At 69.0% G+C, this 21,490-nt stretch carries 22 protein-coding genes; 2 read left to right on the top strand and 20 right to left on the bottom strand.

Annotated elements, in window-relative coordinates; genetic code table 11:
• Positions 1–2: 2 nt before the first annotated feature.
• From coxB to AB0P18_RS09580, 3 genes are all read right to left on the bottom strand, one after another.
• The gene (gene coxB / locus AB0P18_RS09590) at positions 3–896 is read right to left on the bottom strand and encodes a cytochrome c oxidase subunit II (RefSeq protein ID WP_363359821.1); all 894 of its coding nucleotides are present in this window, start codon (positions 894–896) and stop codon (positions 3–5) included.
• Positions 897–1,066: 170 nt separating this feature from the next.
• Positions 1,067–1,432: an iron-sulfur cluster insertion protein ErpA gene (gene erpA, locus AB0P18_RS09585; RefSeq protein WP_344053164.1), complete on the bottom strand. Its 366-nt coding sequence runs from the start codon at positions 1,430–1,432 to the stop codon at positions 1,067–1,069.
• Positions 1,433–1,506: 74 nt separating this feature from the next.
• Complete coding sequence (locus tag AB0P18_RS09580; protein WP_363359820.1) at positions 1,507–2,907, bottom strand: dipeptidase; 1,401 nt, start codon at positions 2,905–2,907, stop codon at positions 1,507–1,509.
• A 47-nt stretch (positions 2,908–2,954) separates the two neighbouring features.
• On the opposite strand from AB0P18_RS09580, the gene AB0P18_RS09575 reads away from it, so the two are divergent.
• Positions 2,955–3,524 carry a DUF3043 domain-containing protein gene (locus AB0P18_RS09575; protein ID WP_344053160.1) on the top strand — a complete coding sequence of 190 codons (570 nt, stop codon included), beginning with the start codon at positions 2,955–2,957 and terminating at the stop codon, positions 3,522–3,524.
• Between the two features lie 3 nt (positions 3,525–3,527).
• Here AB0P18_RS09575 and AB0P18_RS09570 read toward each other — a convergent pair whose 3' ends face one another.
• The 6 genes from AB0P18_RS09570 to AB0P18_RS09545 form a co-directional block, all read right to left on the bottom strand.
• Positions 3,528–4,553 (bottom strand): quinone-dependent dihydroorotate dehydrogenase, encoded by a 1,026-nt coding sequence (locus AB0P18_RS09570; RefSeq protein WP_363359819.1) that lies wholly within the window; start codon positions 4,551–4,553, stop codon positions 3,528–3,530.
• 18 nt (positions 4,554–4,571) lie between these two features.
• Entirely contained in the window at positions 4,572–5,054 is a 483-nt protein-coding gene (gene nrdR, locus AB0P18_RS09565; protein ID WP_344053157.1) for a transcriptional regulator NrdR, read from the bottom strand.
• A gap of 12 nt (positions 5,055–5,066) precedes the next feature.
• On the bottom strand, positions 5,067–6,368 hold the full coding sequence (gene hisD, locus AB0P18_RS09560; protein ID WP_363359818.1) for a histidinol dehydrogenase: 1,302 nt from the start codon (positions 6,366–6,368) through the stop codon (positions 5,067–5,069).
• A gap of 40 nt (positions 6,369–6,408) precedes the next feature.
• A complete protein-coding gene (locus AB0P18_RS09555; RefSeq protein WP_363359817.1) occupies positions 6,409–7,452 on the bottom strand; it encodes a hypothetical protein in 1,044 nt (347 codons plus the stop codon).
• A 130-nt stretch (positions 7,453–7,582) separates the two neighbouring features.
• A complete protein-coding gene (gene dnaE / locus AB0P18_RS09550; protein WP_363359816.1) occupies positions 7,583–11,101 on the bottom strand; it encodes a DNA polymerase III subunit alpha in 3,519 nt (1,172 codons plus the stop codon).
• A 36-nt stretch (positions 11,102–11,137) separates the two neighbouring features.
• Positions 11,138–11,707: a GNAT family N-acetyltransferase gene (locus AB0P18_RS09545; protein WP_363359815.1), complete on the bottom strand. Its 570-nt coding sequence runs from the start codon at positions 11,705–11,707 to the stop codon at positions 11,138–11,140.
• A gap of 57 nt (positions 11,708–11,764) precedes the next feature.
• Between AB0P18_RS09545 and AB0P18_RS09540 the strand changes: the two genes are divergently transcribed.
• Positions 11,765–12,244: an NUDIX domain-containing protein gene (locus AB0P18_RS09540; protein ID WP_363359814.1), complete on the top strand. Its 480-nt coding sequence runs from the start codon at positions 11,765–11,767 to the stop codon at positions 12,242–12,244.
• Between the two features lie 31 nt (positions 12,245–12,275).
• Here the strand turns inward: AB0P18_RS09540 and AB0P18_RS09535 are convergent, their stop codons facing one another.
• The 11 genes from AB0P18_RS09535 to AB0P18_RS09485 form a co-directional block, all read right to left on the bottom strand.
• Entirely contained in the window at positions 12,276–13,196 is a 921-nt protein-coding gene (locus AB0P18_RS09535; protein WP_363359813.1) for an RluA family pseudouridine synthase, read from the bottom strand.
• Between the two features lies 1 nt (position 13,197).
• A complete protein-coding gene (gene lspA / locus AB0P18_RS09530) occupies positions 13,198–13,797 on the bottom strand; it encodes a signal peptidase II (RefSeq protein WP_363359812.1) in 600 nt (199 codons plus the stop codon).
• Between the two features lie 7 nt (positions 13,798–13,804).
• Complete coding sequence (locus AB0P18_RS09525; RefSeq protein ID WP_344053138.1) at positions 13,805–14,404, bottom strand: DivIVA domain-containing protein; 600 nt, start codon at positions 14,402–14,404, stop codon at positions 13,805–13,807.
• Positions 14,405–14,532: 128 nt separating this feature from the next.
• A complete protein-coding gene (locus AB0P18_RS09520) occupies positions 14,533–14,832 on the bottom strand; it encodes a YggT family protein (protein WP_344053136.1) in 300 nt (99 codons plus the stop codon).
• A gap of 25 nt (positions 14,833–14,857) precedes the next feature.
• A complete protein-coding gene (gene sepF / locus AB0P18_RS09515; protein WP_363359881.1) occupies positions 14,858–15,316 on the bottom strand; it encodes a cell division protein SepF in 459 nt (152 codons plus the stop codon).
• 45 nt (positions 15,317–15,361) lie between these two features.
• Entirely contained in the window at positions 15,362–16,045 is a 684-nt protein-coding gene (locus AB0P18_RS09510) for a YggS family pyridoxal phosphate-dependent enzyme (protein ID WP_363359811.1), read from the bottom strand.
• Between the two features lie 15 nt (positions 16,046–16,060).
• The gene (gene ftsZ / locus AB0P18_RS09505) at positions 16,061–17,209 is read right to left on the bottom strand and encodes a cell division protein FtsZ (protein ID WP_344053132.1); all 1,149 of its coding nucleotides are present in this window, start codon (positions 17,207–17,209) and stop codon (positions 16,061–16,063) included.
• 195 nt (positions 17,210–17,404) lie between these two features.
• On the bottom strand, positions 17,405–18,433 hold the full coding sequence (locus tag AB0P18_RS09500; protein ID WP_363359810.1) for an FtsQ-type POTRA domain-containing protein: 1,029 nt from the start codon (positions 18,431–18,433) through the stop codon (positions 17,405–17,407).
• A 6-nt stretch (positions 18,434–18,439) separates the two neighbouring features.
• Positions 18,440–19,867 (bottom strand): UDP-N-acetylmuramate--L-alanine ligase, encoded by a 1,428-nt coding sequence (murC, locus tag AB0P18_RS09495; protein ID WP_363359809.1) that lies wholly within the window; start codon positions 19,865–19,867, stop codon positions 18,440–18,442.
• A 79-nt stretch (positions 19,868–19,946) separates the two neighbouring features.
• A complete protein-coding gene (locus tag AB0P18_RS09490) occupies positions 19,947–20,354 on the bottom strand; it encodes a hypothetical protein (RefSeq protein ID WP_363359808.1) in 408 nt (135 codons plus the stop codon).
• Positions 20,351–21,430, bottom strand: coding sequence for a UDP-N-acetylglucosamine--N-acetylmuramyl-(pentapeptide) pyrophosphoryl-undecaprenol N-acetylglucosamine transferase (locus AB0P18_RS09485; protein WP_363359807.1), 1,080 nt, complete (start codon positions 21,428–21,430; stop codon positions 20,351–20,353). Before AB0P18_RS09485 ends, AB0P18_RS09490 begins: the two co-directional genes overlap by 4 nt.
• Positions 21,431–21,490 lie beyond the last annotated feature (60 nt).

Below are 21,490 nucleotides of genomic sequence, written 5' to 3'. Positions count from 1 at the left end.
GATCACTCATCTCCTTCAGCGGTCGCGCCCGTGCCGGGCTGGTTCTGGAGCCGGTCGTATTCGTCGTTGATGTCACCGGTCTGGCCGGCGGCCTTGAGCGTCGCGAGGTAATCCTCGTACTCGGCCTCGCTGACGACCTTGACGTTGAAGAGCATTGCCGAGTGGTACTCGCCGCACAGCTCGGCGCACTTGCCCGCGTACGTGCCCTCGCGGGTCGGCGTGAACGACCAGTAGTTGTCACGCCCGATGTACATGTCCTTCTTGTAGAGGAAGTCAATGACCCAGAAGGAGTGGATGACGTCACGCGACTGGAGGAGGATCTTCACCGACTTGTCGACCGGCAGGTAGAGCGTCGGAAGCTTCTCCTGGTCGACGTCGCCGTTCGCGGCGGGGTCGGCCTGGACACCCATCGACCAGACGGCGTCCGAGCCGTCCTCGTCCTCGCCGTTGTACTGGAAGTCCCACGCCCACTGCTTGCCGATCGCGATGATCGACACGTCCGGGTCCTCGGTCTGCGTCTCGAGGATCGTCTGGTCGCGGGCGGTGAACGCGAAGAAGCCGATGACCAGGATCAGCGGGACGATCGTGTAGAAGATCTCGATCGGCATGTTGTACCGCAGCTGGACGGGAAGCCCGACCTGGCCCTTGCGCCGGCGGTACACGATGGCCGCCCAGCCCATGAGACCCCACGTGATGATGCCGACGACAAGGAGCACGATCCAGGAGTTGACCCAGAGACCGGCGACCATGTCCGTGTGGTTCGTGGTCGGCTCGGCGCCCTCCTCGAAGCCGGGCAGGTAGCCGTGAAGCTCGGCCTGCGTGCACCCTGCGAGGGCGACGGCTGTCGCGACTCCGATGGGGATCGCAGCCCAGCGCAGGAGGCGTTTCGAGGGCACTCGACTCAGGGGCACAATGCACCTTTCGGACGTGAAGCGGACATCGCCAGTCTAGGGCAACCTCCGGGCGCATTCAGGCCATCCGCCCAGGTTGCGCCGTGTGTTCGGGGGACGAAATCGGGCCCTAACGCTGTTCGCACAGGACGGGCCCGATCACGGAAGACGGCAGATCAGTGGAAGCTGTCGCCGCAGGCGCAGCTTCCGGCGGCGTTCGGGTTGTCGATCGTGAAACCCTGCTCCGAGATCGTGTCCTTGAAGTCGATCTTCGCGCCGTCGAGGTAAGGGACGCTCATGTCGTCGACGATCACCTCGACACCGTCGAAATCGACGGTCTTGTCGCCGTCGAGGTAGCGCTCGTCGAAGTAGAGCTGATAGATCAGGCCGCTGCAGCCGCCCGGCTGCACCGCGACACGCAGACGGAGGTCATCTCGACCCTCCTGCTGCAGCAGGCTCTTCACCTTCAGCGCGGCGGCCTCGGTGAGCCCGACGCCGTGCTCGAGAACGGGCTGGTCGGTCGACAGTGCAGTGTCGGTCATGGCACTCCTCCGGGTGGGCCGCGAGACGCGGCGTGGTGTGTCGATTCTACGCCCGGGTCGGGCGGGCGGGTCCGCTACGCCCCGGCGGACTCCGCATCCAGCTTCTCCAAGAGGAGCGCTTCGGCCAGCACGGCGTTGCGGAAGGTCTCGAGGTGCAGCGATTCGTTCGGGCTGTGCGCTCGGGCGTGCGGGTCCTCGACGCCGGTGACCAGGATCTGCGCGGCGGGGAACTCGCGAACCAGATCTGCGATGAACGGGATGGATCCGCCGACGCCGATCTCCACCGGCTCGACCCCGTACGCCTCGTGCATCGCCTCGAGGGCCCGGGCGACCGCCGCGCCGCTCGTGTCCACGAGGAACGCGTCGCCGTAGTCCTGATCCGAGAAGGCGAGCTCTGCACCGAACGGCGCGCGGGCGCGCAGATGGGCCTCGATCGCCGCGTACGCCTCGCGGGCCGGCTGCCCGGGCGCGACGCGGGCGCTGATGACAACACTCACCTCCGGACTCAGCGTGTTCGACGCGTTCGCGACGCTGGGCGCGTCGATTCCCGTGACCGTGATCGACGGTTTGTTCCAGATCCGGCTGAGGATCGACCCTCGCCCGATGGGGCTGACTCCGTCGGGCAGCCCGGCTTCGTCGCGAAGAGTCACTTCGTCGTAGGCCGGGGTTTCGGCATCCCTCTCGGTGAGCCCCTCGACGGCGACGGCGCCGTCCTCGTCCCAGAGGGTGGCCAGGAGCGTGACCGTTGCCATCATGGCGTCGGGCACCGCTCCCCCGAACATGCCCGAGTGCGACGCGTGCTCGAGCGTGCGGACCCGCAGAGTGAAGCGCGTGTTGCCGCGGAGCGACACCGTGAGGGCCGGAGTCCGGGCGTCCCAGTTGCCGGAATCGGCGACCACGATGACATCGGCCCGAAGCGCGTCGGCGTTCTCGCTGAGGAACTGCGCGAACGATCGCGAGCCGGCCTCCTCCTCCCCCTCGATGAAGAGAGCGACGCCGAGGTCGAAGTCGGGGCCGAGCGCCTCCTTCAGCGCGCGCAGCGCGGCGACGTGCGCCATGACGCCCGCCTTGTCGTCGGCGGCGCCGCGGCCGTAGAGACGTCCGTCGCGGACGGTGGGTTCGAACGGCGAGGACTCCCAGAGCGCCTCATCCCCCACCGGCTGCACGTCGTGGTGGGCGTAGAGCAGGATCGTCGGCCGGCCGTTGCGGGCGGCGCGCGTGGCCAGGACGGCGGGATGCCCGATCTCGTCCGTGCCGGCGATCCCCGCGCGCCGGATCTCGACGCTGTCGAACAGACCCAGGTCGTCCACGAGGGCCTTCACGGCCTCGGCGCTGCGCTGGACCTCTGTCGCGTCGAATCCCGGGAACGCGACCGAGGGGATGCGCACGAGGGTGCCCAGATCGGCGAGAGCAGCGGGGATACCGGATGCGGCGGCATCGCGCACGGCATCCTGTCGGGTGAGGTCGGTGTTCATGCGGGTAATCTTAAGGTGCTTCCTTTTCGAGACTCCGAGGTTCCATCGTGGCGAAAACCCCCGCAGCTCCCGTCCCCGCAGACGTTCCGGACCAGGCGACCTCCGGCGGGAAGGGCCGTGCGACCCCGACGCGCGCCGAGCAGGAGGCCGCCCGCAAGCGCCCGCTCGTGGCCGACACGAAAGAGGCGAAGGCGCGCGCGAAGGCGGAGCTCGCCGCGCAGCGCGAGAAGGCCCGCATCGGCATGGCCGCCGGCGAGGACAAGTACCTGCCGATCCGGGACAAGGGCCCGCAGCGCAAGTTCGTGCGCGACTTCATCGACTCGGGCTGGCACCTGGGCGAAGCCGTGATGCCGGCCATGGTCCTGGTGATCCTCGCCACCTTCATCCCGGTCCCGGCCGTGCAGTACTACTCGTTCATCGGCCTGTGGATCTTCATCCTCTTCGTGATCGGCGACATGGTGCTGACCTCGATCCGGGTCAAGCAGGCGGCGCGCAAGAAGTTCGGCGCCGAGCGCACGGAGAAGGGCCTGGGCTGGTACGGCGCGATGCGCATCATCCAGATGAGGTTCATGCGTCTGCCGAAGCCGCAGGTCAAGCGCGGGCAGCACCCCGTCTGAGCGTCACCGGTCTGCGACGAGACCCCGGTTGATCTGACGCCCCCACAACGGGCCGCGGTACAGGAACGCCGTGTAGCCCTGCACGAGCGTCGCGCCGGCACGCAGCCGTTCGCGCACATCCGCGGCTGTCTCCACGCCCCCGACCGAGATGACGACGAACTCCTCCGGCACGACGGCGCGAACGATCCGCAGTACCTCGAGGGCGCGCGCGGCGAGCGGAGCGCCCGACAGCCCTCCCGCGCCGGCCGATTCCACGACTGCTGCGTCGGTGCGCAGGTCGTCGCGTGAGATCGTCGTGTTCGTCGCGATGATGCCGGACAGCCCGATTTCGACGGCGAGACGGGCGACGGCCTCGACCTCGTCATCCGGAAGGTCGGGGGCGATCTTCACGAGGAGCGGCGTCCGGCCCGCCGCGTCCCTGACTGCGACCAGCAGAGGCCGCAGCGTCTCCACCGCCTGGAGTCCGCGCAGCCCCGGCGTGTTCGGCGACGACACGTTCACGACGAGGTAGTCGGCGAGCGGCGCGAGGAGCGTGGCGCTGTGGACATAGTCCTCGGTCGCGTTCTCGACGTCCACGACGCGACTCTTGCCGATGTTCACACCGATGACCGCGCCTTGGCGGCGCTTGCGGAGGCGCTGGAGCCGGCGAGCCGCTTCGGTCGCCCCGCGGTTGTTGAAGCCCATCCGGTTGATCACGGCACGGTCGGGGATCAGGCGGAAAAGCCGCGGGCGGGGGTTGCCCTCCTGCGGGATCGCGGTGATCGTCCCCACTTCGATGTGCCCGAATCCGAGGGCGTGCAGCCCCCGGACGGCGCGGACGTCCTTGTCGAAGCCGGCGGCGACGCCGAACGGCGAGTCGAACGTCAGACCGAGCGCCGACACCTGCGATGAGGGAGCCGGGCGCGTCAACGCTCGCGCGATCCAGGCGAAGGGTGCGACCCCGGCGAGCCGGATCACGACCATGGCCGCGTGGTGCGCCGTCTCGGGATCCATCCGGGCGAGGACGGTGCGGAAGAGGAGGGGATACATCGCCTCCAGGCTATCCGCTCAGGCGGGTGCGACCGATTCGTCCGGAGCCGGAGAAGCGTGATCTGCGCGGAGCTGACCGATCGCCGATTCGAAGTCCTCGAGCGAGTCGAACGCCTGGTAGACGCTGGCGAAGCGGAGGTACGCGACCTCGTCGAGGTCGCGGAGCGGACCCAGGATCGCCAGTCCGATCTCGTTCGTGTCGACCTGCGAGGAACCCGTCTGGCGTACGGCCTCCTCGACTTTCTGCGCAAGCACCGCGAGGTCGCCCTCGGTGACCGGGCGCCCCTGACAGGCCTTGCGGACGCCGGACATGACCTTCTCGCGGCTGAACGGCTCGACGACGCCAGAGCGCTTGATCACGTTCAGACTCGCCGTCTCGATCGTCGAGAACCGGCCCCCGCACTGCGGGCACTGACGACGACGACGGATGCTGAGCCCGTCGTCACTCGTCCGCGAGTCGATCACGCGGGAATCGGGATGGCGGCAGAACGGGCAATGCATGGCGGACCCAGACTACGCGGGGAAGCGTGCCTGCACGGCTTCGCCGTGCGCGGGCAGGTCTTCGGCTTCGGCGAGTGTCACGACGGCCTCGCGCACCTCCGCGAGTGCCGCACGGTCGTACTCGATCACCTGCTGCGGACGCAGGAAGGTCGCCGCCGAGAGACCCGCGGCGTAGCGCGCCTGTCCCCCGGTGGGCAGGACATGGTTGCTGCCGGCCAGGTAGTCGCCGAGGCTCACCGGGGTGTGGGGTCCGACGAACACGGCACCGGCGTGGACGAAGGACGCGGCATCCGGGTTCGACAGGTGAAGCTCGAGGTGTTCGGGTGCGTAGGCGTTGCTGAACGCGGTCGCGGCCGCGAGGTCGTCGACGAGGACGACGGCCGACTGCGGTCCGCCGAGCGCCGCGGCGACCCGCTCCGCGTGCCGCGTCCGCGCGGCGAGCGGCCCGATCTCGTCCAGGACCGCCGCAGCGAGGGATTCGGAGTCCGTGACGAGCACCGCCGAGGCCTGCTCGTCGTGCTCCGCCTGGCTGATCAGGTCCGCCGCAACCAGGCGGGGATCTGCGGTGTCGTCCGCCACGATGAGGATCTCGGTCGCACCCGCCTCGGAGTCAGTCCCCACGACACCGGCCACCGCGCGCTTGGCGGCGGCGACGAAGTTGTTGCCCGGCCCGGTGACGACATCAACCGGCTCCAGTGCGAGCGTGGGCACGCCGTACGCGAACGCCCCGACCGCTCCGGCGCCGCCCATGGCGTACACCTCATCCACACCGAGCAGTCGTGCCGCCGCGAGGATGACGGGGTGCACGCGCCCGCCGTGGGCGCGCTGCGGCGGCGAGGCCAGAGCGATCTGCTGGACGCCGGCGACCTGCGCGGGAACCACGTTCATCACGACGCTCGACGGGTATACGGCCTTGCCGCCCGGCACGTAGAGGCCGACACGGCGCACCGGCTGCCATCGCTGGTGCACGAACGCGCCCGGCGCGAGCTGTGTCACCGACGGCGCCGGGACCTGGGCGGCGGACCCGGCGCGCACGCGCACGATGGCCTCCTCCAGGGCGGCGCGGACCTTCGGATCCAGCACGGCGAGCGCCTCGTCGAGATGGGCAGCGGGCACCCGGATCTCGTGGCCGGACGCTCCATCGAACTTCTCGGCCTGCTCGCGCAGCGCCGCCTCACCGTGGGCGGCGACGTCGGCGACGAGCCCGGCGGCCGTCAGGAGCGCCTCCGCACGCGCCGACGTGGCGCGTGGAACGGCGGCGAGGAGCTCGGCCGGAGTGTGGTCACGGCCGCGCAGGTCGATCATGCGGAGCATGGGGGAAGCCTTCGGGTCGAGCGGGTGAGATGACGCGGGGTCAGCCGCGCGTCACGCCGGTGACATCGTGCAGGTAGCCGATCCGGCCGTCCTCGTGCCGCACGACGAATACCTCGCCGCGGTCCTCGAGGACGAGCGCCCACGCGGTGGGCCCGATGCGGAAGATCGGGACGTCCCGCTCGTCGACGACGTCGCGGTCCTCTGGCACGAGCGCCCAGAACGCCTGCACGGCGGAGCTCGACTCACTCGCGGCGGACTCGTCGGCCTCCGGTTGCGCCTCGACCGGTTCGAACGTGTCGCGGGTCTGCACGGGAGCCCAGGCTTCACGCTCGCCGGAGGCCGTGCGCGCGACGGGCATCGTGTCCGACTGGCCGGCAGCGTACGCTGCGGTCGAGTACGCGGCGGTCTGATCTGCGTACGCCGGAGAGGCGTCGGTGTCGAACGTGTCGGTCTCCGACGCGGCCGGTGCGGCGGGGCGCGGCGGCCGAGCCGAGACGGGGCGGATCGGGCGCGCGTTGCGGTGTGCGGGCACCTCACGGCGGCCTGCGAAGTCCTCGCCGAGGATCGGCAGCAGCGGTGCGACGACCGTCAGCACGACGCCGGCGAGCATGAGGAAGAACTCCACCCACACGACCCAGCCGTAGATCCACACACCGGTCTCGATCGAGACGGCGACGTTGCGCCACAGCAGAGTGAGCCACACCACGGCGGAGACCGAGAAGGCGACCGAGGCGAACTGGTCGATGCCCAGGGAACCGACCCGACGGATGCCATCCGGTGAGAAGCGGCGCAGGACGATCAGGAAGACCGCGACGGTCGGTAGACCGATCGTGAGGATCCAATCCAGGCCGTTCGTCCAGACGGAGCCGCCGAACAGGAGCTGGGCCATCGCCTGCTCGCTGGCGACGGAGAAGAACGACACGATGAACGCGACGATCCAGACGCCGACGATCGCGACTTCGCGGATCGAGAACGGTCCGACGCCGTACTGGGGCCGTTCATCGGACGTCGTCGGAAGCACATCCTGCTCCGTGATCCGCTCTTCTCCGGCCCCGGTGTACTCGTTCGCTCGCTCGTCGGTCACGATCATCCTCTCCCCGCCGCTCGCGCGGCGCACACCGTCCCGATACTACCGGCGGCTCATGAGACGCCGATGAGATCCGCTCCACTCACGGGCAAGCCATAGGCACGGGCCTGCGTGCCCGCGCCGGCTCTCATCCCAGGCACTGCGGCCCGAGAAGTCCCTTCAGCTCGCCGTAGAGGTCCGCGGTCACGCGCACCGGCAACGGCACCTCGAAGACCTTCGCCGTGGAGCCCGCGTGGAGCTTGACGGTGACCTCCGTGTCACCACGATGACGCTCCAGCGTCTGCCGCAGCTCTTCGATCGTGGACTGGCTCGCCCGCCGTTCCGGCAGGACCAGCACCAGGGGTCCGGACTCGTCGACCGCACCGAGGTCGGGGGCGAACGCCGAAACCGCATGCAGGTTCATGCCGTCGTCCCGCCGCGACACGCGTCCGCGGACCACGAGGATCGAGTCCGCGACGAGCATCGACTGGAACTCCGTATAAGTCTTGCCCATGAACATGACCGTGATCTCGCCGTTGAAGTCCTCGACGGTGATCATGCCGTACGGGTTTCCGCTGGACTTGGCGACCCGGTGCTGAACGCTCGTGACCAGGCCGGCGACGGTCACCTGCTCGCCGTCGGAGATGTCCTCCGACGCGAGCAGATCGTGGATGCTGATCGACGCGTGTTTGGCGAGGGGGATCTCCAGCCCCGCCAGCGGATGATCGGACACGTACAGCCCGAGCATCTCGCGCTCGAAGGCGAGCTTGTCCTTCTTCGTCCACTCCGGACGCTCCGGCACTTTCTGCGCCTGCTGCGGCTCGTCATCACCCCAGAGTGAGTCGAAGTCGAAGCCGACCTCGCCGTTGGCCTCGCGGCGTTTGTCGAGCACCGCGGCCTCGGTGGCGTCCTCGTGGATCTCCATGAGGGCCCGGCGCGTCGCCCCGAGCGAATCGAACGCACCCGCCTTGATGAGCGACTCGACCGTGCGCTTGTTGGCCACGTGCGCGGGAACCTTCGAGAGGAAGTCGTGGAAGTCGGTGAACGGCGCATCGGCGCGGGACGCGACGATGCCGTCGACGACGTTCGCCCCGACGTTGCGGACCGCCCCCAGACCGAAGCGGATGTCGTCGCCGACGGCGGCGAAGAAGCGGATCGACTGCCCCACGTCCGGCGGGAGGACGCGGATGCCCATACGGCGGCACTCGTTGAGGTAGACCGCCATCTTGTCTTTCGAATCGCCCACGCTCGTCAGCAGCGCGGCCATGTACTCGGCGGGGTAATGCGCCTTCAGATAAGCGGTCCAGTACGAGACCAGGCCGTACGCGGCGGAGTGCGCCTTGTTGAAGGCGTAGTCCGAGAACGGCAGGAGGATCTCCCAGAGCTTGTTCACCGCGTCGTCGGAGTAGCCGTTCGCGTGCATCCCGGCCTGGAAGCCCTCGAACTGCTTGTCGAGCTCGGACTTCTTCTTCTTGCCCATCGCGCGGCGGAGGATGTCGGCCTGACCGAGGCTGAACCCGGCGACGCGCTGAGCGATCGCCATCACCTGCTCCTGGTAGATGATCAACCCGTAGCTCGTGTCGAGGATCTCGGCGAGCGAGTCCTTGAACTCCTCGTGGATCGGCGTGATCTCCTGCTGGCCGTTCTTGCGCAGGGCGTAGTTGATGTGGCTGTTCGCGCCCATGGGCCCGGGTCGGTACAGCGCGATGACGGCCGAGATGTCTTCGAAGTTGTCGGGCTTCATCAGACGCAGCAGAGAACGCATCGGACCGCCGTCGAGCTGGAACACCCCGAGGGTGTCGCCGCGCGAGAGGAGTTCGTAGGAGGCCGCGTCGTCGAGCTCGAGCTCTTCGAGGACGAGCGGGTGGCCCCGGTTCGCGGCGATGTTGTCGAGCGCATCGTTGATGATCGTGAGGTTGCGCAGCCCCAGGAAGTCCATCTTGATCAGACCCAGCGCTTCGCACGACGGATAGTCGAACTGCGTGACGATCTGGCCGTCCTGTTCGCGCCGCATGATCGGGATGATGTCCTCGAGCGGGTCACTGGACATGATCACACCGGCGGCGTGCACGCCCCACTGCCGCTTGAGGTTCTCGAGCCCGACCGCGGTGTCGAAGACCGTCTTGGCCTCGGCATCCGTCTCGATGAGCGCGCGGAACTCGCTCGCCTCCTTGAAGCGCGGGTGCTCACGGTCGAACATGCCCTCGAGAGGCATGTCCTTGCCCATCACGGCGGGCGGCATCGCCTTGGTGAGCTTCTCCCCCATGCTGAACGGGAATCCGAGCACACGCCCGGCATCCTTCAACGCCTGCTTGGCCTTGATCGTGCCGTACGTCACGATCTGGGCGACTCGCTCGCTGCCGTACTTCTCCGTGACGTACTGGATGACCTCGCCGCGGCGACGGTCGTCGAAGTCGACGTCGAAGTCGGGCATCGAGACGCGGTCGGGGTTCAGGAAGCGCTCGAAGATCAGACCGTGCTGCAGCGGGTCGAGGTCGGTGATGCGCATGGCGTAGGCGGCCATGGATCCGGCGCCGGATCCGCGGCCCGGGCCCACCCGGATGCCGTTGTCCTTCGCCCAGTTGATGAAGTCGGCGACCACGAGGAAGTACCCCGGGAAGCCCATCTGGACGATGACGGAGGTCTCGTACTCGGCCTGTGCGCGGACGGCGTCGGGGATGCCGCCGGGGTACCGGTACTCGAGGCCCTTCTCGACCTCCTTGACGAACCAGCTCTCCTCCGTCTCGCCGTCGGGCACCGGGAAGTTGGGCATGTAGTTCGCGGAGGTGTTGAACTCGACATCGCAGCGCTCGGCGATCAGCAGGGTGTTGTCACACGCCTCGGGATGATCGCGGAAGACCTGCCGCATCTCAGCGGCGGACTTGACGTAATAGCCGTCTCCGTCGAACTTGAAGCGCTTGGGATCGTCGAGGGTGGATCCGGACTGCACGCACAGCAGCGCCGCATGGCTGGTCGCATCGTGCTGGTGGGTGTAGTGGAGGTCGTTCGTCCCCACCAGCGGGATGTCGAGGTCTTTCGAGATCTTGATGAGGTCCGACATCACCCGGCGCTCGATCGACAGACCGTGGTCCATGATCTCGGTGAAGTAGTTGTCTTTGCCGAAGATGTCCTGGAACTCCGCCGCGGCCGCACGGGCGGCCTCGTACTGGCCGAGCCGCAGGCGCGTCTGCACCTCTCCCGACGGGCATCCCGTCGTGGCGATCAGGCCCTTGGAGTACTTCTGCAGCAGCTCGCGGTCCATCCGCGGCTTGAAGTAGTACCCCTCCATGCTCGCCTTCGACGACAGCCGGAACAGGTTGTGCATGCCCTCCGTGGTCTCGGAGAGAAGCGTCATGTGGGTGTAGGCGCCCGCACCGGAGACGTCGTCGTCGCTCTGCTCGGGTGATCCCCACCGCACGCGCGACTTGTCGGTGCGGTGGGTGCCGGGTGTCACATAGGCTTCGATGCCGATGATCGGCTTGATGCCGGCGGCCTTGGCCGTCTTGTAGAACTCGAAGGCCGCGAACGTGTTGCCGTGATCGGTGACGGCGATCGCCGGCATCTCGAGCCGGACTGCTTCCTGCACCATCGGACCGATGCGCGCCGCGCCGTCCAGCATCGAATATTCACTGTGAACGTGAAGGTGAACGAAGGAATCGGCTGCCACCCGACGAGTCTAAGTTCGCTCGCCGACACCGTGCGCTCACCGTAGATCGAGGCGCATGATCACGCGCGGGAAGCCGTTCAGCACGGACTCCGTCGGCGCGGCGAGGTGGAAGCCGGCCTTCTCGAACAGGGACCGCGTTCCGACGTAGGCCATCGTGAGGTCCACCTTCTGCCCGCGGTTGTCGACGGGGTAGCCCTCGACGGCGGGAGCCCCGCACTCACGGGCGAAGTCGATCGCCCCGGCCAGGAGCGCATGCGAGATGCCGGAGCCGCGGTGTCCGGGTCTGACCCGGATGCACCAGACGCTCCAGACATCCAGGTCGTCGACGTGCGGGATCTTGCGGCTCGTCGCGAACGACGTGTCGGCGCGCGGGTGCACCGCCGCCCAACCGACGACGTTCCCGTCGTCGTAGGCGAGGACGCCGGGAGGACCTTCGCGCAGGAGCCCCCTCACCCGCTCGGCCCGCGCCGTCCCGCTCAGAGCGAGATTCTCCTTCGCGGGGATGCGGTAGCTCAGGCACCAGCAGACGTTGGACCCCGGCTTCTTCGGCCCGACGAGGGTGGCGATGTCATCGAAGTCGGTCGCCGGTCGAACGCTGATCGTCATTGCGCCACTGTGCCCCGTACATCCGACACGCGTCCAGGCTCGCTCTAGGGTGAGTGGATGCCGACCCCCGACTTCGTCCTCGAACTCCGCCGCGCGATCGGACACGCACCCCTGTGGCTCATGGGGACGACCGCCGTCGTCGTCCGTGACGGCAGCGTGCTGCTCGGCCGACGCACCGACAACGGTGCGCTCACCCCGATCACGGGCATCATCGATCCGCGGGAAGAACCTGCGGACGCCGCCGTCCGCGAAGCGCTCGAGGAAGCCGGAGTCGTGATCCGCGCCGATCGTCTGGCGTGGATCCACGTGATCCCCCGCATCACGTACGCCAATGGCGACCAGACGGACTACCTCGATTTCACCTTCCGTTGCACCTGGATCTCGGGCGAGCCGCGGCCCGTGGACGGCGAGATGACCGAACTCACCTGGGCGCCGATCGACTCGATCGACGCTCTCCCCGACCTGGACGCGGACATGCGCGAGCGGATCCGCCGTGCGCTCGCCGATGGGCCTGCGGACTTCGTCGCAGGCGCCTGACCCCGAACGCGCCGATCCGGAGAGGCGAGGATCAGTCCCCGCGCAGGATCTCGAGGGCGGCCGCCAGGTCGGCCGGGTACTCCGATGTGAAGGTGACCTGCTCGCCCGTCGCCGGATGCAGGAACGACAGCTGCCGAGCATGCAGCCACTGACGGGTCAGGCCGAGCCGCGCGGCGAGGGTCGGGTCGCCGCCGTACAGCGGATCCCCTACGCACGGATGCCGATGGGCGGCCATGTGCACTCGGATCTGGTGCGTGCGCCCCGTCTCGAGGTGGATCTCCAGGAGCGCCGCGCGTCGGAAGGCCTCGAGCGTTTCGTAATGGGTGACGGAGTCCTTGCCGTCAGGCGTGACGGCGAACTTCCACGAGTGGGACGGATGCCGACCGATGGGCGCATTGATCGTTCCGGCGAGCGGATCGGGGTGGCCCTGCACGACCGCGTGGTAGATCTTCTCGACCTCGCGCTCTTTGAAGGCGCGCTTGAGCGCGGTGTAGGCCCGTTCCGTCTTCGCGACCACCATGAGACCGCTCGTGCCGACGTCGAGGCGGTGGACGATTCCCTGCCGCTCGGCCGCCCCCGTCGTGGCCACGCGGACTCCCCCGGCAGCCAGTGCCCCGAGGACGGTCGGGCCCTCCCAGCCGAGGGAGGGGTGGGCGGCGACGCCGGCGGGCTTGTCGACGACGACGATCTCGTCGTCCTCGTAGACGATCCCGAGGTCCGGCACGGCGAGCGGAACCACACGCGGCTCCTCTTTCGGCTGCCACGTCACCTCGAGCCAGGATCCGCCATGGAGGCGATCGGACTTCGTGAGGACGCGGCCGTCCATCACGACACCGCCGGCGTCGGCCACCTCTGCGGCGAACGTCCGCGAGAAGCCGAGCATCTTCGCCAGGGCGGCGTCGACTCGCGCGCCGTCGAGCCCGTCCGGAACGGGCAGCGTCCGCGAGTCCACGTCAGCGATCCGCGTCGGGACGACCGTCGACGTGCGCCGCGGCGTCCTCGGACTGACCGACCTCGGGCCGACCGTCCTTCGCCGCCCGGACTTCTCGCGTGCCGTCCAGTCGGAGACCGATGAGGACGAGCAGCGCGACGGAGATCATCATCGTCACGATGAAGATGTCGGCCACGTTGTAGATCGCCGGCATCATCCACGGAGTGTTGATGAAGTCGACGACGTGGCCGACGGGGAACCCCGGCTGGCGGAATGCGCGATCGGTGAGGTTGCCCAGCACACCACCGAGGAGCAGACCGAGCACGACGGCCCAGAGGCGCGAGCGCAGTCGCGTGGCGGTGAGCCACACGATCACGACCGCGACGACGGCGAGGGCGATCGTGAAGATCCATGTGACGCCCTCGCCGAGCGAGAACGCCGCCCCCGGGTTGCGGACGAGATAGAAGATGAGGAAGTCACCCAGGATCTTCACCGCCTGCTCGGGCGGGAGGTTCTGGATCGCGAGGTACTTCGTGAACTGGTCGGCGGCCAGCACCGTCGCCGCGAGGATCGCGACGACGGCACCGGCCGCCGCCTTGTGCAGGGGGGCTCGGCCTGTCAAGACCGGCCTAGAGGCCGATGGCCGAGACCGGGGTCGAGCCGGAGTTGGTGCCTGTGGTCTCGAGGTCCCGCAGCTTGCCCTCGATGTAGCCGCGCAGCTGTGCGCGGTAGTCGCGCTCGAAGTTGCGCAGCTCGGTGATGCGACCCTCCAGGCTCGCGCGCTCCTTATCGAGGCGTGCGATCTCCTCGCGGCCCTTCGTCTCGGCCTCCGAGATGATCGACGCCGCCTGCGACTGGGCGTCCGCGATGAGCTTGTCGCGCTGCGCGATGCCCTCTGCGACGTGCTCGTCGTGCAGACGCTGCGCGAGCTCGATGATTCCGGCGCTCGCTGCGGCGGGGGCCGTGCCGGACTCGGCAGCGGGCACCGCGGCGACCGGAGCGGGCGTCTCTTCGACGACCTCAGCGGCGGCGGGCGCCTCGGCGGGAGCCTCGGAACCGGACTCGTACGCAGCCAGCTTCGCCTTCAGCTCGTCGTTCTCGGCGATCGTCTTGCGCCACTCGACGACGATCTCGTCGAGGAAGTCGTCCACCTCGTCCGGGTCGAAGCCTTCCTTGAACCGGACGTGCTGGAACTGCTTGGTGACGACGTCATCGGGGGTCAATGCCATGGTGGTACCTCTTTCGGGCGCTCTGGTCGCTGGCCGATGTCGGGGGCCGCTCCGCCGATGGCCGGCGGTCGTACCAGGCAAGCATAGCCGCGCCTCACGGAGGTGTCGAAGGCCGGTATGCTCCGCCGTCAGCGCATGAACGCGCGCGTGACCGCCAGCAGGACGAAGCACAGGAGCATCGTCAGCGTGAAGCCGAAGTCGATGCCGATCCCGCCGACCCGCAGGGGCGGGATGAAGCGACGGAACATCTTGATCGGTGGGTCGGTGACCGTATAGACGATCTCCGCAGCCACCAGTCCCGCGCCGCGAGGACGCCATTCCCGGTTGAAGAACGGGATCCAGTCGAGCACGAGCCGCACCAGGAGCACGATCACGAAAAGCAGGAGGAGGCTATTGAGGATCGTGGCAATCGCGCCGACGATGTTCACAGAACGATCGTATCAGCGCGTCGTACTAGCCCTGCGCGAACGGGACGGACTCGGGGTCCGCCTGCGCCACGGCGCCGTCGCCGGAGACCGCGACGTTCTCGGGCGAGAGCAGGAACACCTTGCTCGTGACGCGCTCGATACGGCCGTAGAGCCCGAGCGACAGGCCACTGGCGAAGTCGATCAGACGACGTGCGTCGGCGTCGCTCATCTGCGACAGGTTGATGATGACGGGGATGCCCTCGCGGAAGTTCTCGGCGATGACCTGCGCGTCCCGGTACTGCTTGGGGTGCACGGTGAGGATCTCGCTGATGGATGCCGGGGTCACCTGGCGGACGACGGCGGGGCGGTGGATGGGGGTCACCGGAGCGGCCTTCTCGATCGTGGTGGTCTTGCGGGCAGCCGGCTGGGAAGCGGGCTCTTCGTAGACCTCTTCCTCGTCGGCGAGACCGAGGTAGACCATGGTCTTCTTCAATGGGTTCGACATCGCATCCTCCTGCTGACTCATGCTCTGAGTGGTCGTGTTTCGAGGTTAACCGGGTATCGGCCTCGGGCCGGTGATTGCCGACCCGATACGTAGGTGTGTCGCGCCCGCGGCGATCGCCTGTGGGAAATCGGCCGTCATCCCGGCCGAGATCCATGTGGCGTCGGCGGCGACGGCACGGACGCGCGCGGAGTAGTCGGCGAGCCGCGAGAACGCCGGGGCAGGGTTCTCCCCCAACGGCGCGACGGCCATCACCCCGCGCAGGCGCAGGGTTCCGCATCCGCTCACGTGCTCGGCGAGACGCTCGAGCTCGTCGGGCGCGACGCCCCCGCGGCCGGCATCGTCGGTGAGGTTCACCTGGATCAGGACGTCCAGCACGGGCGACTCCGCCGTCGCCGCGGCATCCAGTGCGTCCGCGATGCGCAGACGGTCGACGGAGTGCACGACGGATGCCGCCGCCCTGATCGCCTTCGCCTTGTTGGTCTGCGCCTGCCCGATGAAATGCCATCGCAGATCGCCCAGGGCGCTCAGCGCCGCCGTCTTCTCGGAGAGCTCCTGCTGTCGGTTCTCCCCGACATCTCGGACACCGAGCGCGTACAGCTCTTCGACGAGAGCAGGCGGGTGGAACTTCGTCACGACGATCCGCGTGATGGACGCGGGATCGCGGCCTGCCGCGTGTGCGGCAGCCTCGATCCCGGCGTCGACCTGTGCGAGTCGTGCGGCAAGCTCCACGCTCGTCCTGACGGGTTACTTGAGGAAGTCGGGGATGTCGAGGTCGTCGTCACCGAACGCCGAGTCGTAGCTCGAGTCAGGGACGGCGGCACCCACCGGAACGGGCTCGGTCTCGCGCGGCGCCGGCTCCTTCGCGGCGTCCGCCGCGGGAGTGGCAGGCACGACCGGCGCGCTGACGACGCGGGCGGCGCCCATCGGCTCGACGCGCAGCGTGGGCTCGCCGTTGTCGAAGCCCGCCGCGATCACGGTGACGCGGACCTCGTCGCCGAGAGTGTCGTCGATCACGGTTCCGAAGATGATGTTGGCCTCGGGGTGCGCGGCCTCCTTCACCAGCTGCGCAGCGTCGTTGATCTCGAAGATGCCCAGGTTGGACCCGCCCTGGATCGACAGCAGCACGCCGTGCGCACCTTCGATGCTCGCCTCGAGCAGCGGGGACTCGACCGCGAGTTCGGCGGCCTTGATGGCGCGGTCTGCACCGCGCGCGGACCCGATACCCATGAGCGCCGAACCGGCGCCCTGCATGACCGACTTCACGTCGGCGAAGTCGAGGTTGATCAGACCGGGCGTGGTGATGAGGTCCGTGATGCCCTGCACACCGGCGAGGAGCACCTGGTCGGCCGTGGCGAACGCCTCGATCATGCTGATGCCGCGGTCGCTGATCTCCAGCAGTCGGTCGTTCGGCACCACGATGAGGGTGTCGACCTCTTCCTTGAGCTTCGCAACGCCGGTCTCGGCCTGGCTCTGACGGCGACGGCCCTCGAAGGAGAAGGGCTTGGTCACGACGCCGATCGTGAGCGCACCGATCGACTTCGCGATCTTGGCGACGACGGGCGCACCGCCGGTACCGGTACCGCCGCCCTCGCCCGCGGTCACGAAGACCATGTCGGCGCCCCGCAGCGCCTCTTCGATCTCTTCCGCGTGGTCTTCCGCGGCGCGGCGCCCCACCTCGGGGTCGGCGCCGGCACCGAGGCCGCGCGTGAGCTCCCGGCCGACGTCGAGCTTGACGTCGGCGTCGCTCATGAGCAGAGCCTGCGCGTCGGTGTTGACCGCGATGAACTCCACGCCGCGAAGGCCGAGTTCGATCATGCGGTTGACGGCGTTGACGCCGCCGCCGCCGACACCCACGACCTTGATCACCGCGAGGTAGTTCTGGTTCTGGCTCATGCCGGCCTCCGTCTGTGCTGCGCCCTGGTGGAATCACGTGGTGTGAAACCTTCAACCTCATCTAGAGGCTTAAAGAATTGCCCGGTATGCAATTCCTCTGGGTCGAAAGTATGCGGACGCCGACCCGCGGCGGGGATCGTCGCGGCGTGTCGCGACATCGTCTCCAGAACCCGTCCGCGCGGGGCTGAGATCGGGTCAGCGGACGACGATCGCGCTCGGCGAGGACACGTCGTAGACGCTCACCGTGGCGGGCGGCCGCGCCGCCATGATCTTCTCGAGCGTGACAGCCTTCAATGCCGAATCCTCGGCGCTCCCCCACACCACCTGCGCGTTCGAGTCGCCGAGAGTGAGGGTGACGTCATCCGGCGTGGAAGCGGACACGGCCGTCACCTGCGCGAGGATCGACGACGGCAGCGATCGCATGACCTGACCGACGGAGGTGAAGGCCTTCGACCGCGTCCCCCCCTGGACCGTCAGCAGCGGGCGACCCGCTGCCGGTGTCTCGGTCGTCGACAGCGCGACGCCGGCCGCGTCCACGAGGGTGTACCCGGCCCGGGTCTGGACGAGACCGATCGGTGTCCGCTCGACGATCCGCACGATCAGTTCGTGCGGCGGGCGGGCCTCGAGCGAGTACGACTCGACCAGGGGGAAGGCGACGAGTGCCGCCTTGACGGCACTCTCGTCGACGCGCGGCAACGGTGTCCCGATCTGGTCCGACAGGGCCTTCTCCACCGCAAGGGTGTCCAGGTTCTCGGTACCGACGATCCGGATCTGCTCGACGGCGAAGAGCGGACTGTACGCCGCGCCGAGCGTCGTCAGGACGAGCAGCACGACGGATGCCGCTGCCCCCGCCCAGAGGAGGCGCCGTCTCCTCTGCCGCCCGGTGAAGCGCCGCACCTCGGCCCGCAGAGCCTTCCGGCGCGCCCGCGCGGCCGACCAGACCTCGCGGATGCCGATCTCCTCGTCTCCGGCATCGTCGGGGGCCTGCTCGATCGGCTGCTCCGCGGACGTCGGCAGACCCGCAGGGCGCTGCATGCCGGCAGAGGCGAGCGGAACGGTCAGGGGGATGACCGGCGCGACCGCCGCAGGCTCCTCACTCGGCCCCGGTGCGGCGGGAGCGGCATCCGTCTGCTCATCGTCGTGCGTGGGACGGGTCTCCCGGCCGGTCGTCGACGCCGGACCCGCGGTCGTCCCCGACGGCGGCAGCGGCGGTGGGCGGCGCAACGGCGGTCACTCCGCCGCGTCGGGCGCGGCTGCTCGGGCGGTCGGGGTGCTCGCGAGCGCCTCGAGCACCTGCGGGATGATCTGGTACACGTTGCCGCAGCCGAGCGTGATGACGTAGTCGCCCTCGCGCGCAACGGACGCGGTGTAGTCGGCCGCCTGCTGCCAGTCGGCCACGAAGTGCACGTGGGCGGGATCGGCGAAGGCGTTCGAGACGAGTTCGCCGGTCACCCCGGGAACCGGATCCTCGCGCGCCCCGTAGACGTCGAGCATCACGGTGTGGTCCGCGTGCGTCTCGAGCACCTCAGCGAACTCGCGGTACATCTGCTGCGTGCGCGAATACGTGTGGGGCTGCTGGATCGCGATGATCCGGCCGTCGCCGATCACGGTGCGCGCGGCCTCCAGCGCCGCCGCGACCTCGGTCGGGTGGTGTGCGTAGTCGTCGAACACGCTCACGCCGCGCTGGACGCCGTGCAGTTCGAACCGGCGCACCGTCCCCTCGAAACCCTCCACCGCGCGGACGGCGTCGGCGAGCCCGTGGCCGAGGGTGAGGAGCACCGCGACGGCACCGGCCGCGTTGATCGCATTGTGCGCGCCGGGGACGGCAAGGCGCATCGGCGCATCGACGCCCTCGTGCGTGAGGGTGAACGAGACCGGACCGTCGGTGCGGATGCCGCTCACCCGCACGTCCGCATCCTCCGCCTGACCGAACGTCACGATGCGCTCGTGGACGAGTCGTTCGGTGACGGTGCGCGCCCCGGGGTCATCGGACGAGATGACGACCGCCTCGCGGGCGCGGTTCGCGAACGTGGCGAACGCGTCGATGAACGCGTCGTCGCTGCCGTAGTGGTCGAGGTGGTCGGGGTCGACGTTCGTGATGAGGGCGATCGACGTGTCGTAGAGCAGGAACGTGCCGTCTGATTCGTCTGCCTCGATCACGAAGAGGTCGTCGGCACCCGTGGCGCTGGACACGCCCAACTGGGCGATCACGCCGCCGTTGACGAACGTGGGGTTCTCGTCGAGCTCCCGCAGCGCGGTGACGATCATCCCGGTCGACGTCGTCTTGCCGTGGGCTCCCGCGACCGAGACGAGCCGGCGGCCGCCGATCAGCCAGTACAGCGCCTGCGAACGGTGGATGACCGGCATCCCGCGTTCTTTCGCGAGGACGAACTCGGGGTTCTCCGGCCAGATCGCCCCCGTGTGGATCACCGTGTCGGCATCGCCGAGGTTCGCGGCGTCATGGCCGACGTGGACGGTGGCACCGAGGGCCGCGAGATCCTGCAGAGCCTGACTGTCCGCGCGATCCGATCCCGAGACGCGGATGCCGCGCTCCAGGAACATGCGCGCGAGGCCGGACATGCCGGATCCGCCGATTCCGATGAAGTGGGCGGCGCCGATGTGCTCGGGGATGGGGAGGCTCAGGTCGGGTCTGATCATGACCCGACAATCCTAGGTCGGCGCGTCTGGGAGCCCGCCCCGGCACCCCGTGCGGTGCGGATCCCGAGAAGTCACCGCCTCAGAGCGGCCCACCCTGGCAGGTCGCCAGGTCTTCGAGCGTCTTCGCCTCGGGGCACGGCGTGAACCACCAGATGCCGCCGTTCGCGTCCTGGCTTCCGTCGATGTAGGCCTCCCAGCCGCCCCCGGGAAGCACGCGGTAGTACTCCGTGACGGGGTCGCCCTCCGTGGTCGGGCGCGTGACCGCGAGCTCCGCCCCCTCGTCCGCGGCATCCTGCAGGCAGGTGATGTTCTCGGCGGGGATCTCGTCGCCCTGGGCCAGCTCCACCTCGCCGCACGAGGGCAGCACCGCGCGATCCGTGAACTGCGTCGGGGTCCGCGCCGGCGTCGTCGGACCCTGCGCGCACCCGGACAGGAGAGCGACCAGCGCACCTATCAGAGCGGCGGCCGCCACGAGCCGGGCCGTCATGCGACCCTCCCGAGCGCGGCGTCGATCATGGCGATGACGTTCTCGGTGCCGTTGCGCGTGCCGACGGATGCCGCAGCCCGCGTCATCGCCTCGCGTCGGGTTTCGTCGGCCAGGAGAGGCACGACCTCGGACCTGACGCGGTCACCGGTGAACTCGGCATCCGGAATCAGCACGGCTGCACCCGCGCGCACGGCGCCCGCCGCATTGAGCGCTTGCTCGCCGTTGCCGACCGCATACGGGACGTAGACCGCGGGGATGCCGAGCGCGCTGATCTCGCTCACCGTCGCGGCGCCGGCGCGGGAGACGATGAGGTCGCACAGCGCGAACGCCAGGTCCATCCGGTCGACGTAACGCCGAACCGCGTAACCGGGCGCACCGGGGTCGGTCAGCTCGGACCGCTCCCCCGTGACGTGCACGAGCTGCCAGCCGGCGTCCAGGACATCCCGCCACGCATCCGCGAAGGCCTCGTTCAGCCGCTGCGCGCCGAGGGAGCCGCCGAAGACGAGCAGCGTCGGCCGGTCGGCGTCCAGTCCGAAGTACGCCGCGGCATCCGCCCGCCGGGCCGCCCGGTCGAGGTCGACGATCTCACGGCGCAACGGCATCCCGACGACACGCCCGCCCCTGATCGGGGTCCCCTCGAACGCGACCCCGACGGCCGCGGCGCGCCGAGCGCCGAGCGCGTTGGCCATTCCGGGCTTCGCGTTGGCCTCGTGCACGACGACGGGAATCCGCGCGCCGCGGGCGGCGAGGTAGGCGGGGGCCGCCGCGTAGCCGCCGAACCCGACCACGACCTCGACGCCGCGATCGCGGATGTGGGTGCGCACCTGCGCGATCGCACGCCGCAGGCGCGCGGGGAACGCGGCGGCCGCGCGATCGGGTCGACGCGGGAACGGCACCTTGTCGACGAAGAGCAGCTCATAGCCGCGCTCGGGCACCAGTCGTGCCTCGAGACCTTCCCGCGTGCCGAGGACGAGGATCTCCGCCTCCGGCTCGCGGGTGCGGAGCGCGTCGGCGACCGCAAGCAGCGGGTTCACGTGACCGGCGGTGCCGCCGCCGGCGAGAAGATAGGTCGTCACCTACCGACCTTAACCCGCGGCCCGCGCGACCCTCGAACCCCGGCCTGCGGGACCCCGTGC

It is taken from the genome of Microbacterium sp. NPDC064584 (assembly GCF_040687315.1).
Classification (GTDB): Bacteria; Actinomycetota; Actinomycetes; order Actinomycetales; family Microbacteriaceae; genus Microbacterium; species Microbacterium lacus.
Note: the sequence above shows the minus strand (reverse complement) of the source record. Positions and strands in the feature narration are given on the sequence as shown.